Annotated in this window: 10 protein-coding genes; 6 read left to right on the forward strand and 4 right to left on the reverse strand. The window is 43.4% G+C overall.

What is annotated here, in order from left to right; translation table 11 throughout:
* Nucleotides 1-74: 74 nt before the first annotated feature.
* On the reverse strand, nucleotides 75-992 hold the full coding sequence (locus BCU75_RS21145; RefSeq protein ID WP_004732144.1) for a LysR family transcriptional regulator: 918 nt from the start codon (nucleotides 990-992) through the stop codon (nucleotides 75-77).
* 194 nt (nucleotides 993-1,186) lie between these two features.
* Between BCU75_RS21145 and BCU75_RS21150 the strand changes: the two genes are divergently transcribed.
* The 3 genes from BCU75_RS21150 (at nucleotide 1,187) to BCU75_RS21160 (ending at nucleotide 7,346) form a co-directional block, all read left to right on the forward strand.
* Complete coding sequence (locus BCU75_RS21150) at nucleotides 1,187-2,818, forward strand: glycoside hydrolase family 13 protein (protein WP_102475002.1); 1,632 nt, start codon at nucleotides 1,187-1,189, stop codon at nucleotides 2,816-2,818.
* 443 nt (nucleotides 2,819-3,261) lie between these two features.
* Nucleotides 3,262-4,440, forward strand: a complete 1,179-nt coding sequence (gene malE, locus BCU75_RS21155) for a maltose/maltodextrin ABC transporter substrate-binding protein MalE (RefSeq protein WP_102474995.1) — start codon at nucleotides 3,262-3,264, stop codon at nucleotides 4,438-4,440.
* Nucleotides 4,441-4,490: 50 nt separating this feature from the next.
* Nucleotides 4,491-7,346, forward strand: a complete 2,856-nt coding sequence (locus BCU75_RS21160) for an amylo-alpha-1,6-glucosidase (protein ID WP_102474996.1) — start codon at nucleotides 4,491-4,493, stop codon at nucleotides 7,344-7,346.
* Nucleotides 7,347-7,466: 120 nt separating this feature from the next.
* Here the strand turns inward: BCU75_RS21160 and BCU75_RS21165 are convergent, their stop codons facing one another.
* The 3 genes from BCU75_RS21165 to BCU75_RS21175 form a co-directional block, all read right to left on the reverse strand.
* Entirely contained in the window at nucleotides 7,467-8,291 is an 825-nt protein-coding gene (locus BCU75_RS21165) for an alpha/beta hydrolase (protein WP_102474997.1), read from the reverse strand.
* Nucleotides 8,292-8,458: 167 nt separating this feature from the next.
* Nucleotides 8,459-9,352 (reverse strand): MalM family protein, encoded by an 894-nt coding sequence (locus BCU75_RS21170; RefSeq protein ID WP_102474998.1) that lies wholly within the window; start codon nucleotides 9,350-9,352, stop codon nucleotides 8,459-8,461.
* A 78-nt stretch (nucleotides 9,353-9,430) separates the two neighbouring features.
* Entirely contained in the window at nucleotides 9,431-10,837 is a 1,407-nt protein-coding gene (locus BCU75_RS21175; protein ID WP_102474999.1) for a carbohydrate porin, read from the reverse strand.
* 434 nt (nucleotides 10,838-11,271) lie between these two features.
* Here BCU75_RS21175 and glgX point away from each other — a divergent pair, with 434 nt between their 5' ends.
* The 3 genes from glgX (at nucleotide 11,272) to BCU75_RS21190 (ending at nucleotide 16,070) form a co-directional block, all read left to right on the forward strand.
* The gene (gene glgX / locus BCU75_RS21180; RefSeq protein WP_102475000.1) at nucleotides 11,272-13,245 is read left to right on the forward strand and encodes a glycogen debranching protein GlgX; all 1,974 of its coding nucleotides are present in this window, start codon (nucleotides 11,272-11,274) and stop codon (nucleotides 13,243-13,245) included.
* A 231-nt stretch (nucleotides 13,246-13,476) separates the two neighbouring features.
* Nucleotides 13,477-15,219, forward strand: a complete 1,743-nt coding sequence (locus tag BCU75_RS21185) for a sensor domain-containing diguanylate cyclase (RefSeq protein ID WP_102475001.1) — start codon at nucleotides 13,477-13,479, stop codon at nucleotides 15,217-15,219.
* Nucleotides 15,220-15,347: 128 nt separating this feature from the next.
* Nucleotides 15,348-16,070: a tRNA (adenine(22)-N(1))-methyltransferase gene (locus BCU75_RS21190; RefSeq protein WP_102475003.1), complete on the forward strand. Its 723-nt coding sequence runs from the start codon at nucleotides 15,348-15,350 to the stop codon at nucleotides 16,068-16,070.
* The last annotated feature ends 109 nt before the right edge of the window (nucleotides 16,071-16,179 follow it).

Here is a 16,179-nt window from a genome sequence, read left to right on the forward strand (position 1 = left end):
AAGTACCTAAATGCCATGAGCAGTAGAGATGTTAAACCATCGACAATTAACAAAATCCTATTAGTTTTTAAAGCCTAATCAAAATTAGCCTTTTGTAAAATTTCAATGAAGGTTTTAATCTTCAGATCGTCCGCTCCCTGCTTCGCGTAAAGACCAACGTTCCCGCGCTTAGAATCGTCAATCAGTAACGTTTCAAAGCCTTTGTCTTTCATCCAGTTACACATTTTATGACTGTATGGCATGACAGCGTCAGACATTCTTAGCATATCTAAGCTCGCAAAAAGAGAGTCAACATCATAGACATCTCGCCCAACCACCTCGGTATCACGCCCGCCAGGCTGTGAATTTACGTGATCAGACAGCACAGAGTTATGTCTAGAGTGATCGGGGGTCACTTGGAGTATTGGAAACGCCAACATCTCACGCCTTAACAAGCTCGGGTCTAAATGTTTCTTCGTTAACAATGGATGGTTGACTCGAACAAACACCGCTTCTTTGTCTTGAAAAAGTGGGTAAAACGTCACTTTACATCGCTCATGCAGCCCGTAGATTTCATGGCCTACAAACAAGTCGATATCGCCTTGAACCAAGTGGTGCATCAAAGACAAGTTGTTACCGAACTCTAAATGTAGCGAGCCCATTTGTTCTTGTTGCTTGTATTCCTCAACCGCCTTGCAAACAAATTGTTCCCACCAAGCTTCGCCGGTTCCAAGCTTCAATTTACCTAATTGTCGCTGCTGCATATCAGTAAAGCGGTGCATCAACGACAGATGCTTTTCTTGCTGTTCTTGTGCAAACTCCTGAAACAACAACCCATACTCGGTAAGTTCAACGCCTTTTGACTTGCGAGTAAAAATAGCAACACCAACATCACTCTCTAATTTCTTGATCGCCGCGGTCAAGGAGGGCTGGCTAATATTCAGCTTTTCCGCCGCACCTTTAATGCTGCCTGTATGCGCAACCATCAGAAAATATCGGTATAGCTTGTTCATAGGATTCTCTTAGTTTGCATTCGATCACAAAATGCGAGGTTAGAAATTCAACGAATTAAACCACTGAACACAGCGCGCAGTGGATAGAACTCATGATATAGGATTTTTCTATAGAGAGCATTAGTAATGCTATTTCCCACAGAAAGGTGAAATCATTATAGTAAAGTCAATTAAATCATTAAGTGGACATTGAAATGGAACAGAAATGGTGGCATGACGCAGTGGTCTACCAAATTTACCCGCGTAGCTTTTTAGACTCGAATAATGACGGTATCGGTGACCTAAATGGAATCATCAGCAAACTGGATTACCTAAAGGAACTTGGCATTAATGTCATTTGGCTATCTCCAGTTTATCAATCTCCAATGGATGATAATGGCTACGACATCTCGGATTACCAAGCGATTGCTGAAGAGTTTGGCACGATGGAAGAGATGAAACACCTGATGGATGAAGCGAAGGAACGTGACATTAAGATTGTTATGGATTTAGTGGTAAACCATACGTCAGATGAGCACCGTTGGTTCGAACAAGCACGCTCTTCAAAAGACAATCCGTATCGAGACTATTACATTTGGCGCGATGCAAAACCGGATGGCAGTGCACCGGATGACCAAGGCTCTATCTTTGGCGGAAGTGCTTGGCAATGGGATGAACTCACACAACAATATTACTTCCATCTATTTTCGAAACGTCAGCCAGATTTGAACTGGGAAAACCCGAAGATTCAAGAAGAAGTTCATACTATGATGAACTGGTGGATTGACCTTGGCATCGGCGGCTTCCGATTAGATGTGATTGATCTTATTGGTAAAGAGATCGATAAAGGAATCACTGGGAACGGGCCAAGGCTGCACAAGCTATTACAACAAATGAATCAGGCGACCTTTGGTAACAAGGATTTGTTAACCGTAGGAGAAACTTGGGGCGCGACACCAGAAATAGCCAAGCTATACAGCGGACAAGATAGAAATGAACTTTCGATGGTATTCCAATTTGAACACATCACCCTGACATGGGAAAACGGTGACAAATGGAACCCTATTCCGCTTGATCTTCGAGAGTTCAAAAATGTGCTGACCAAGTGGCAGCTTGAGCTGGCCGATGGTGGTTGGAATTCGCTTTTTTGGAACAACCACGATTTACCACGTTTGGTTTCAAAATACGGTGATGACAAAAATTTCCGAGTTGAGTCAGCAAAAATGCTGGCGACGTGTTTGCACTTCTTAAAAGGCACACCCTATATCTACCAAGGTGAAGAGATTGGCATGACCAATGTCGCTTTTGACAATCTAGACCAATATAAAGATATTGAAACGCACAATTTCTACAAAGTAAAAACGGAATCGGGTGTCACTCATGAACACATGATGGACGCCATTCACGAGAACAGCCGTGACAACGCTAGAACACCAATGCACTGGAACAACCAAACTAACGCAGGGTTCTCTGAGGGAGCACCGTGGATTGAGCTGAATCCAAACTACCCAGAGATAAACGTCGAAAGTGCGTTGGCCGATCCTGGCTCAATATTTTACCACTACAAGACATTGATAGAGTTACGAAAAGCTCATCCAGCGATTGTCTACGGTTCATTTATTCCTGTTTTTGAAGAACACGACAAAGTTTTCGCCTACGTACGTGAGTTGGATGGTGAGCAGCTATTTGTCGTATGTAATTTCTCTGGTGACTCATTAAAGCTTGACGTCCCAGAGCAATATCACACTCAAACAGCAACTTGCCTAATCAACAATTATGGTGAGGTTTCGAGTCTCGACGCGCAGCTCAACTTAGCCCCTTATGAAGCATTCGCTTTAAAGCTATGAAGCTATGAAGCTATGAAGCTATGAAGCTATAGCACGATAAGAGCTAATCTCCGAATAAAGGCAAGGTAACCCCTTGCCTTTTTCGTTGTTCTTTAGGGCGAAAACTTAACTGTCAAAGCCGCATACCTAGCCGACATATCCGTATGTTGAATCCGACATCGAACAAGCCAATTTAGGCAACGCTCTTCTTAGCGAACGATAGCCAAATCACCATCAATTTGTTTGAGCCCGTCTTCACATTTCTTTTCACGTTCAACATCACAAAAGCTACCCGCTGCCTCCAAAACACTAGGCTCACAATAATGATATAGATTTTTACTATATCTCTTATCTGTTTACCTATTTCTCAAGAAGAGAGGAAATCGCTAAGATCACTCTTAGATAATAAGAACTGATAGAAGTGATTATCGTTATGGATAACCTTCTGAATATGGAATAAAACTATGAAACCTCTATTGAAAACACTGTCTATTTGTACCCTTGCTGCTCTTTTCAATGCACCGGCTTTTGCTATGGAAGAAGGTGAAATAACAATCTGGATCAACGGCGATAAAAGTTATGCCGGTCTTGCTGAAATTGGTAAACAATTCGAAGAAGATACTGGTGTAAAAATTAACGTTCAGTATCCAGACTCACTGGAAGCTAAATTCCAACAACACGCAGCAACTGGCGGTGGTCCTGACATCATTTTCTGGGCACACGACCGTTTTGGTGGCTACGCAGAATCAGGCCTACTTCACGAACTTAATCCAAGTAAAGAATTCAAAGAAAAGCTTGTCGACTTCAGTTGGGATGCGGTGACAGTCAACGGTAAAGTTGTGGGCTATCCTCTAGCAATCGAAGCACCCTCTCTAATCTACAACAAAGACCTACTTCCAAACCCACCAAAAACATGGGAAGAGCTTGCTGCCATTCAGAAAGAGATGGCTAAGCAAGACAAAAAAGCCATCATGTGGGATGTAAAAAACGCGTACTTCACATGGCCGATGATCTCTGCAGGTGGTGCCTTTGCGTTTGAAAAAACAGCGACAGGCTATGACGCTAAAAGCACAGGTGTTAACAATGCAGCGGGTGTTCGCGGCCTTCAATTCTTAGTTGATATGGTAAACCAAGGGGTAGTTAACCCAAATATGGATTACTCAGTAGCAGAAGCTGAGTTCACCAATGGCAATGTGGCAATGACCATTAATGGCCCTTGGTCTTGGGGTAACTTAGACAAACTTGGTGTTAATTATGGCGTTGCTGAACTGCCGACATTAAATGGCGGTAAAGGTAACCCATTTGTTGGAATCCTAAGTGCTGGTATCAATGCTGCGAGTCCAAATACTGATCTTGCTGTCGAGTTCTTAGAAAACTACCTATTCCAAGACGACGCTCTGAAAACCATGAATGATGACAAGCCTCTTGGCGCGGTGACACTAAAATCATTCCAAAAAATTCTTGAGAGCGATGATCGCATCAAATCAACCATGACGAATGCTGAAAACGGCGAAATCATGCCAAACATCCCGCAAATGACGGCTTACTGGTTCGCTGAAGGTGCGGCTATTGATAACGCAATGCAGGGTAAGCAAACCGTTAGAGAAGCATTAGACACAGCAGCTAAGCAAATTACCAAATAAGCTTTCTTCATATTAATAACCCTTTCCTCATATTAATATCCTATTGTCCTTTGGCACAGCGCATGCTGTGCCTTTTTTGTTTTGGAAATCAACTCGCTATGCAAATCCCTACTCTTTACCTAAAAGGTACGTTCAATGGCTGGGGGTTAGACACCCCATTTTTCAAAGAGCAAGACGGCTCCTACAGAGCAAACCTATGCTTATCTACCGACCTTTATCGCTTCAAAATTTCGGATTTAGATGGCACCAAGCAATGGACGCTTTCAGGGCATGAAAGCGAAGCCACGATCTGCGAATTGGAACAAGCATTGCCGCTTATCAACACACAAGGTATTGGCAATGATCTACTGATCTCACCTACTGTCGCTGGTCAATACTCCTTGAAGGTTCAATTCAGCTCTTCGACGCCAACGATCACCGTAACCAAAGGGGAATACAATGATCTATCAACACCTCAACGAGAGCCTGTTAACACACGTCTGATAGATATAGAGGGAGCGCTACCTAGCTGGCAACACCCTGATTTTGCAATGCCACATGACCAACTGTACCAAGAGCTCACCATCTCAGAGACACAGTCATTTCCGTTTGTGTTCGGGGATAATGTCGATGGTTACTATCATGGAGCAACCTATAGCTATGTAAACGGTGGTAAATATCGTCACCACCAAGGTTGGATACTGGGAACCTTCGCCAGCTATACCAATGGCAAATTCAATAATAAGTTAGAGGCTGAGCGTGCCAGCCTGACGCCTTATGGTATTGAACATCATTATGAGAATAGTCGAGAGTCCCTGAGCCTGATTCAAGGTTCCAGACTCGTATCGCTTACTGTGTCGTCAAACAAACCGAGCGCTTTAAGCCTAATTCCAGAACTCAACGTACCGACGACTCACTCTAAAGTTCACATTTCAGACTCAAATATCGTCATAGAACTCAACCCTCAAGTTTGCCCAGACGGCTGCCCAAGGTTTGTCGCAATCGCGAGCAACCATGCAGTACATGCGCGAGAGATATCGCTAGACGCTCACCCTGAACTTCGCGATCTAGTTCAGCTCTCAGAGAGCAACGCAAAACTAATGCTCACGACGTCAGATAAACAAACTGAACTCGTCGTCTACCTCGGCTTTGCTGAAACTCTTGAAACCGCTAGCTCATTGGTTAATCAAGCTGTAACAAATAACGAACACGTTCTTCACCAACAGCGGATTTATGAGTTCTTAACCCATAATTATTTGTGGACCAACGACCTTGAATACAACCGAGCGGTTATGTGGTCGCGCCTTGCAAGCCGAACCTTTGTGAGTCATGAGTTCGGCACGGGCATATGGGCTGGATTACCTTGGTTCAAGGACTGTTGGGGCCGCGACACCTTTATCGCCTTGTCGGGCACAAGCTTGGTTAATGGGCTGTTTAGTGAAGCAAAAGAGATCATTGAAAACTTTGCGTCCATGCAGATGCTCGACGAAAATTCCGCGAATTACGGACGAATCCCGAATCGAGTGACGAGTAAAACGAACATCATTTATAACACCACCGATGGTACTCCTTGGATGATTCGTGAAGCCCTTGAGTACATCAACTACTCTGGCGATGTGGCGTTCGCTAAGGCCATTTATCCCACTCTCAAGCGTTTCATCACGGGTGTCGAAAAACACTACTTGAATAATGATGGCTTGAATGAAGGTAGCTTGAATGAAGATAGCCTGATGGCACATCGCCACCCTGATACGTGGATGGATGCAAAAATTGATGGGATGACACCTTGGTCTCCTCGCGGTCCTAAAGCCAATGACATCCAAGCTTTGTGGTTTGAAAGCTTAAACTGCGCTATTCAACTCGCTATTCTGGTCGGTGACTCTGAATCAGAAAAGAGCTGGACAATCCAAGCAGAAAAAGTGAAAGAGAATTTCGCCACCAAGTTTTGGGATGATAAAAACCATCGCCTAGCCGATCATTTATCACAAGGTGATGTGCCTGATTATAGCGTGCGCCCGAATCAGTTGATGACGATTTCAATTCCTCAGAAAAGTCAGCTTAATCAGAATGAAAGAGAGCAATACATCGTCAAGAACGCGGTAGAAACGCTATTGTTCCCATGGGGGATCTGCTCGTTACAACAAGAGCATGTCGATTTTCACCCTTATCACGATAATCAAGCCATGTACCATAAAGACGCGGCTTATCACAACGGGACGATCTGGGGGTGGAATGCGGGCTTTACCATTACTGCGCTCAACAAGTTTAAGCAGCAAGATCTCAGTTACCAGCTATCCAAAAACTTGGCAAAACAGATCCTTACACAAGGCTGTAGAGGGACAATGAGTGAAAATTTGGATGCTTTCCAAGAAGGTGACCGCGACCTTGTAGAATCAGGCACATTCGCTCAAGCTTGGTCTGTTTCCGAATATGCTCGTAACGCGCAACAGGACTATTTGGGATACTGCCCACGCTTATTAGATAAAGAGATACACCTAACACCAAATTTTCCAAGTTGTTGGAGTGAATTAGTGGCTTCGCTGCCTTTTGGCCAAGGAAACCAGCTACGGCTGTCATTTGAATCTGAATGTGGTATTTCTCGCTACAAGATTCAGTCAAATCTTGAAGATACGGTAAGTTCCGAAATCTCATTGGTGCTTACGCTAGACATCAACCATGAGTCTGTTGCCGTAATCTCGACACCATTAACACAATCGTTAGAAATCATGACCGACAGTCACCAACAACAGGTCACGATTAACGACAAACAAGTGCAGTTTGAGATTCAGCCAAAGCCAAATAACGCCATCTTACGCGATTTACAATTTGCCAAGCCCGACTTTGCAAGGCAACACAACAGCTTGATTAGCAATGACTACTTGTTGAATAAACGCAATAAGCAAAAATTATCGGCTGCCAAGGACTAACTTCCCTGATATTAAACCTATCGCTTTATAGACGTATAAAATGATACAGCTATAAAGCGATAAAAAAACAGGCCTAATACACCGATTACGAGAAAAAGAGCGGAGTTAGGCCTTTTTTTATTATCTAAAAACAAAGTCGATAAAATCAGGGAATCGCAACGACCAAGCCAGTTCATTGTGTTTATGGCCTCGCCCTTCTTGATAAAACAGCGTCACGTTCGGCTTTTGAGCGAGCAACGTATTCATCTCCCTTGAACCACTCAGATAAACGTCAGCAAAATCTACGCATGTCTCTTCACGAGCTTCATTCGTTCCTATATCCATATATATTTTCGTTGGATACTGAAAATCAAACTCTTTCATATATTCGAAGTATGAGGATTTATTAAACCAAAAAGCCGGAGAGAAAATTCCAAGCACGCCAAAGGTATTGTGGTACAGTGAGCCACCATATAAACTAATTAGTCCGCCCATGGAACTGCCAGCAAGGTACGTAAACTCTCGGTTCGGCTTTGTTCTGTATGTTTGGTCTATATAAGGCTTCAATATGTGACAGATAAACGCCATATACTCATCCCCTTCACCACCAAATTTAAGTAGTTCATCACCAACACCCAACTCTTTTATCTCTTGATTTGCGCGCCAAGGCGAATACTCATTATAACGCTCCATGCCATCAAGCTCATGACTGCTGTCGATTGCGACAACAATTACCCCTGATAACTTACCGCTCCTTTGCATCTCATCAAGTGTCGTTTGTGCATCCCAACACATCCCATACGTCGCTGTAGACTTCTCAAAGACATTCTGCCCATCATGCATGTATAAGACAGGATAAGCGTGCTCTGCTTGGTGATACCCCGCAGGAAGGTAAATGCGGAGCGTTCGAGTTCGATTCAACTGTGGAATAAAGAACTCATCGATAATAATCAATTCAGATTGCATTACGACCTCTAGACTTGAAGCGTCTATAAATTCAGATATAAAAAACGCCCCTTTAAAGGAGCGTTCTGTCTTTATCTTTATCTAAGCGACTAAGATACTGGACTGCTAAACCATTCAGCCTACTAATCTATTAAGTTAGTAGGTCAATAAGCGAACTAACTAACAAGCTATTTTGCGTTGACGGCTCGAACAAAAGCTTCTTGTGCACCTTCAACATTAAGCGCCTTCGCTTCATCTAACAAACCTAAAGCTTTCGGTATGTCACCTGACTTCACCGCATTTTGTATAGCAGACAAATAGAAGTCTTTTGTCTCTTGCTGCACACGTATCTGTGTGTCTGCTTTATTCGTTGCTACTGCCGTCGCCGTTACAGCTGTAGTCGTTGCCAAAGCAGCAGCAGGAGTCGCGACTGGCGCTACGGCAGGTTTAGCACGGTAAGGGCGAAGTTTTAATGTTTCGATTTCTAACTCTAAACGACCACCTAGTTGATTCGTGTATACCGGATCGGTGACCATAGGCATCACTTCACCAAATTCTTTCGCTCGCACCTTTGCTGGGTGATCAACTTTCACCTTATTACCAAGCTCATCTGCTGGCGTGTAAATAACAATATAAGGTGTTTTGCTCGCATCAACACGCAAGCGTTCAATGTAACTCGTGCGAGTAAAAGCGTCGGATGCTTGAACTTTAAAGTCTTCAAACTTCAATGTTTGCACTGGCTTAAAGTTTTCATCTAGAAGCATGGCTTCTGGAGCAAAAACTGAATCATCGATCATCAAGCTCGATAGCTTAACGACCATTTCCCCTGAGCGTTCGCTGAACTTGAACGCTGCAAAGTGGCTATTGCCTGTTGTAAATGTACCGACAGGTGATCCCAAATCGATATCAAACTTTAAACCTTCATTATCATTCAATTGTGCGTATGGGAACTGCGAAAAATCGCTGCAGCATACTTCTGCATTGGTAGGTGCATCGAGTTTAGTTTGAACCTGAGCATCGGAAGCACAACCGCTTAGCAAGGCACCTAGTACCACGGCTAACATAGAGCTTTTATTTGTCATTGTAATCTCTCTCACTATTGGTTGTTGTTGGGGGAAACAGAAAAAGGCAGCCAATGGCTGCCTTATACTTTAAACGGTTTAGAACCAAATTTCAGTGTGTACACCGAATACAAATTCATCATCGCCGTCATTGATGCCGATAATACCTGCACTTGCTTCATCATCAGCTTTAATGTAACTGATGTAAGGCTTAACTTGAGGACGACCAAAGTAGTCAGAGTTTGCTGTAAATGCCGTTGCAATTTCAAGGTTCATGATATTACTTTCTACAGCATCGCCAGTACGACCACCAAAGTAGCCTTCATCGCCTTCTTCATGTCCGTATGAAACCGTTGCTTCCAAACGAACGTTGTCGTTCAGTTTGTAAGAAGGACGAGCAGCAACCATGTAACGAGTCAAACCGTCAGCACCAAACAATTCGTCAAGAGCTGTAAAGTACACTGCTTCCGTGCCTAGTTGCCATCTTTCAGAGATGTTAAGCACACCGTAAGAAGTCAAGAATAGTGATTCTTCTTTATCGCCGCCACCAGACCAACCACCGAAGTTAACGCCACGGTTTTTCATTACGCCAGAGCCGTAAGCAATTACGTTTTGAGTCCAACCGTCTAGGCCATAGTAACTTGTATTAAGCGTTACAGCTGCACCGATACCGTCTTCATTCTCACCGCCACTGATGTTTTTCTGACCATATTTAAAGTCAAAGTCTAGGCTACCGATACCCGCATCCACACCGTAGTAGTACAAGTCAATAGAAGAGAGTGTCTCTCTTTCTTTTGCACCATTTTTATTCACTTTACATTTACTAGGATCTGTCGATGTAGTGCCATCATCTTGTTTACAGTCAATCGCGTAAGAATCTGCAGAACCTGCATCAGGATCAGCCATCACGTATGCGATACCAGCAGTATGTCCTGCAAGCTTAGTTTGAATACCGGCACCAATACCAGATGATTGTTTCCAGAACTCACCAGATAAAAGACCTGCTGCACGGTTTAAGTAACGTTGACCACCCCAAATAGAAGTGTCTTCACCTAAAATACCGCCGAGCTCAACGAAAGCTTCTTTTACTTCGAATTGAGAATCATCATTCTTCTTTTGTCCGCCTTCAGAAGAATAAGCGTATGAGTTGCCATTACCATATTCAGTACGAAGAACGTAATCCGCCCACACACCATTTTGGTACTCAGAGTGCTTCTTAATTACAAATTCAACTTGGTTAGTACTCTTACCGTGAGTACCCGCTGTTTTGTAATCTGGCTTACCGAATTCAGTGTCTACTGTTTTGCCATCTACAACACGAACGTTAGAAGACATGTAACCGTGCACTTCCCAGCCGTCAGTGATAACGTCAGTAGGGTTTTTCACCTCTACTTCCATTGAAGAGTCACCACTTGTTACATCAAGTGCAACGTCATTTTCTGCGAACGCTGAACCAGCGACGAGTGCAGAAGCCACTGCAGCAGCAATCAAACTTACTTTTTTCATTCTTAACTCCATTAAGGACGATTTATTTTTAGGTTTTATATTTTTGCTCTCTTGCGACAACCAAAGGCAGTAATGGTAGACGTAAGATAGAGAGGTTTAGGGTTTCCCCTGATTCGTTTCAACGGAGCCAATATTAAGAGGGGGTGACAAGTTTGACTTCCTCCGCCCTGAACTAAATTAAGGGGGATGAGAAGGTAGTAGAAACTATACAGAACGGTGTTTACAGGAGTTAGATCACTTAATCTAGGAGGAGTAGACAGCACACAGATCTAATTATTCACCTTAAGTGAGATCTACTTCAAATATATAATTTGAACCTAATCGGTAAATTATTTTTTTAACAATAATTAATCTGTGAAGTTGCTTGACCTTATTGTGACAAAGCTTTTTACTTATAGCTCACTGATGTTGATAAACGAACAAGAAATCAAGCAATGACTAGAACGCTCGCTCGCCCTTATCCACTAGGCGCAAAGCTAGGTAACACTGGCTGTAACTTCTCTATTTATTCTCCTGACTGTAAATCCCTTTCCCTCGCGCTCTTTGACGAGAACGATGAGTTCACCACTTATGAATTGGAAAATGAATACGCTGATATTCGATATGTGTTTATCGACGGTATAAAAGCTGGGCAAAAATACGGCTTCATTGCAGAAACTGACAATGGCCCTATCCTACTTTCCGACCCCTACGCTAAAGCAATCAGCGAACCGCTCGATTACGTCACGCCGTATACCAATGAAAAAAGCTTTTCGATGGCGAAATGTGTTGTTATTGATGACACTTTCGACTGGCAAGATGTAGACAAGCCGCGTATTAGCCGAGAAGAGACCGTTCTTTTCGAAACCCATGTAAAAGGCCTATCTAAGCTTCACCCTGAAGTCGCGCCCCATACTAAAGGCCGTTACTTAGGGTTAGTTAGCCCTGAAATGCTCGCGTTCTACAAACAGCAAAATATCAACTCTCTGCAGCTTTTACCTATTGCCGCATGCATGCATGAGCCACACCTATTAGACATGGGCAAAGTGAACTATTGGGGTTACAACCCATACTTGTTTATGGTGCCTGATCCACGCTACGCCGAAAAGGACGCCGTGAATGAGCTCAAAACTGCGATTCGCGAACTGCACCGTAATGGCATCGAGGTCATTCTAGACGTCGTGTACAACCACACAGCAGAAGGCGGTGAAGGTGGAACTACCTTCAACCTAAAAGCACTGGATAGTCGCTACTACATTAAACATGGTTGTCATTATGCGAACTTTACTGGTTGCGGTAATACGGTCGACCTAACCCACCAGCCAGCACTCAACTTAGTGATGGATACGCTTCGCTATTGGGTTAATGAGTTTAAAGTTGATGGCTTCCGCTTTGATTTAGCAGCAACGCTAGGCCGTGAAGGCGATAATTACAATCCTGAGGCCGCTTTTTTCAAAGCCGTTGCTCAAGATCCTGTACTTAAAGAAACTAAGTTAATTGCAGAACCTTGGGACATCGGCCCGAATGGCTACCAAGTCGGTAATTTTCCGTTAGGTTGGAATGAGTGTAACGACAAGCTCAGAGACATTACACGCAGCTTCTGGCGCGGTGATCAAGGCTATCTGAAAGAGTTTGCAACTCGCTTGATGGGATCGCGTGACATCTACAGTGCTGCTCATTGGCCGTACAAATTGACCGTCAACTACATCACTTATCACGATGGCTTCACCATGCAGGACCTTGTTTCTTACAAGCATAAGCACAACGAAGAGAATGGTGAGAACAATCGCGATGGGCACGGTGACAATCGCTCTGAAAACTATGGCGTTGAAGGCGAAACCGAAAACCTGTTGGTTGTTGCGACGCGTGAGAAACAGAAACGTAACTTCATGGCGAGTCTATTGTTTGCCTTTGGTATTCCACATATTCTGACCAGTGATGTGTTGTCTCATACTCAAAAAGGCAACAACAACGCTTACTGTCAAGACAGTGTAACCAGCTGGATTAACTGGGAAGATTCTGAGCGAAAGACCTATTTCAAAACTTGGTTAGCTGAAATGATCTCCGCGCGTCAGCAATACATGGTGCCTTTTATTAAGGCGTTCAGTGGAGAAAAGCGCAATTCTAACCGCATCTTCTGGAGCCGTGTCGATGGCACACTCATGGAGCATGATGACTGGAACCGTTTAAGCTCTGTTGCGCTGCACTTAGGTATTGGTAAAGACGGTGACGAATTGATTTACCTGATAAACCAAACCAACGCACCCGCTCGCTTTTCATTACCAACGGATCGCGACCAAAACTGGGTCACCATTTGTGATACCAACTTGCGAAATGTAAAACCAGGTCATGCGGAAGGTGAGATGTTGTTATCGCCGACTTCAATGGCAATTTTGCATTATGCGCCAGAAAAGGCTAAGTCAGACTAATAAAACGCCAAAAACCATAAGAGCCAGCTATGTTTATAACTGGCTTTTTTGTTAGCTGAATATCGCATAAATCATTCTTTTATATGGAATCATTTGCATTGATGTGATTACGAAAACTGTTTAGTATGGCCGTACTATAAAAATGAATCTATAACGTCTTTGGATATCATGGCTTTACCTAAAACATTAATTCGGCTTTTTAAACCATACATTATTTTATTAACTGGAGGGATGCTCTACCTTGTTGTGGCTCAGCTTGAAAAAGTAGAAACAGCAGCAACAGAACAATCATCATCAAACATTCGTATCGCGAGCTCTACGATTCGTTCCAACATCGAAGCCACATTTGGCAAGCTCTATTTTTTAGAAACCAGTCTAGGCTCACCTGAAACGGCCCCAATCGGTAATCAAAAGTTCAGGGAACTTAGTGATAATATTCTAAAAAGAACACCTAACTTCTCCGATATCGTTCGATACCAACCTCAATCCCAACAATATATATCAAGTCGTGGCTTACCTCTTTCCAACGAACAAGTCGATTCCATCAAATGGAACCCAATAGACAGTGTTGTTGAAGATTTTTATATATCTTCTATTTATCAAAAGCCTGATGGTCGTTGGGTGTTCGCGGTTAAACATACAGCGGAAAGGTTGAACGAAGAAATATGGATTGAGTTTGATCTCTTGCACACTACACAAGGATTAAAAGACTTAAAAACGCTTAATCACGGCTATGTCTTTGTGGTTGATAGAGCAACAGAACGACTTGTCTTTCACCCTAATCCGAAACGTATCGGCTCTAAGTCTATCAGTTATCACGCTGGAATAAGCCACCAACTCTCGCAAGGAGAAACCGTCGGTAAACACGAATACTACTATCAAGATAACTTCAAAATATCGGTATTTGACGCTGACAACAGCTTGAACTGGGTATTCATCGCGGGCACAGATCGTCACGACATCCTAACCAGTTCATATCAATTCACATTAACTGGCGTCGTACTTGGTTCGCTGATTCTGTTGTGGGTTGGGGCAAACTATTTGTCTTATCGTTTGAACGTATCTTTGTCTCAACTAAATAAGGTTGATGATCTCGTAAGTTTTAAGCGAGAGTTGAAATCCATACTGGATAGCTTTACCTACCAAAAAGGCATTCAATTCTGTCTCTATCAGCCTGAGAACCACGCATTCAGTACCATCGACTATCACGGAAACAAATCAACGGTACATTGTGACAAGGCCCTTGCAGAACGATTTACACCAGACACCATGGCTTATCGAAGTGGTAAGTACGCCGATCCACTGGCACGTAAACTCAAAATACACCAGCGTCACTACTGCATTCCTTTACACTCTCGCAAACAGTTGATCGCAGTGCTTTATGTAAACGCAAACTTACCGATCAGCCAGAGTATTCTGCGTATGATCAGAGATTACACCGAGGTCTCGCTGTCTAACTTACTGCTCCACCATCAATTGAGCAGTAAAGATTTGATGACACAGTTAGACAACAAAAGCAGTTTCAATATCGCACTGGAAAACTACGCCGACGAGCCAGATACCTATGTTGCTCTGCTCGACATCGATAACTTTGATCACGTTAATCGCGCTTATGGTGAAGCGGTCGGTGACAAGATGATCAAGCTGACTGCAGAAGCGATACGCTCATACTTCCCTAAGCCTAAAGGGCTTTGTCTTGCACGTATTGGAGGCAAGGAGTTCGCTGTATTGTTCAAGGCAAATAATGTGAATGATGCCAAATTCCAGCTAGACCAATGTCGAATTGGAGTTAGTGAGCAAGCCATTGCCACGCCAGATATCACGTTGTCATTAGGTGTCAGCGTCGGATTCTCGCAAATAGAAGGTGAAATAGATTCGGCTTTAGCGCTTGCCGAACAGGCGAAATTCATCGCTCTGCAGCTCGGAAAGAACCGAGTGGAAGGACATATAAGAGCTGTCGCGCAAGCTTCATAACACGCCGCAGATTAGTATGTGCACACAAAGCACCTAGGATTCACACCCTAGGTGCTTTTGTTTTTATGGAAAGTCATTACAATGCGCCTTCGACACGACAATATTCCCTTTCTAACGACACGAACCTTATGAAGCTAAGTAACCGACTGCAAACTCTCCACTCTCTTGTCAGCAATGACTACCAGCATATTTGGGACTGCTGCTGTGATCATGGCTTTTTGGGTGTTCAACTGTTGTCGGATAATAAAGCGCCTCAGATTCACTTTGTCGATATTGTTCCGTCTCTGATGAGTGAGCTTGAAGGCAAGTTAACGCGTTATTTTCCTCAAGATAGTAAAGCCGAACAACCGGTTACCAGCCAATGGCAAGTCTACTGCATGGATGTCGCCGCTATTCCGCTTGAGAAACATACTGGCAAACACCTGGTTATTATTGCGGGCGTCGGTGGCGATCTTACTCAAAAGCTCGTTGATGATATCCATCGCCAACATCCAGACAAAGATATTGATTTTTTGCTTTGCCCAGTGCATCAGCAATTCGAACTAAGAAGCCATTTAAAAGCGCTCAAGTTCGGCCTTATTGATGAAGTGTTGATTGAAGAAAACCGTCGTTACTACGAGATTTTATTGGTCAGTAATAACCAAGGTGATGCAGAAAAAAGCCAAAACGTTAGCGAAATATCAAACGTCGGTGACAAGATTTGGACACCAAGTAGTGATGAGAAAGTGAAGGTATCACAGCAATACAAAGCCAAAACATTGCAGCATTATCTGCGCATCCATCAAGGACAAGAGAAGCAAGGTAAGCCTAGCGAAGTGAAGCACATCATTGATGCTTACCAAGCGATTTAGCCCTCACATGTTCTGCATATAGCATTGATTCCAATGCCACTAGATTATAGTAAGTACTAACTTTATCGCTTACCTCTGATACAGCCAATTGTCTCGTCCTAAAATACGT

This window comes from Vibrio splendidus (assembly GCF_002873455.1).
In the GTDB taxonomy this organism is placed as follows: Bacteria; Pseudomonadota; Gammaproteobacteria; order Enterobacterales; family Vibrionaceae; genus Vibrio; species Vibrio splendidus_J.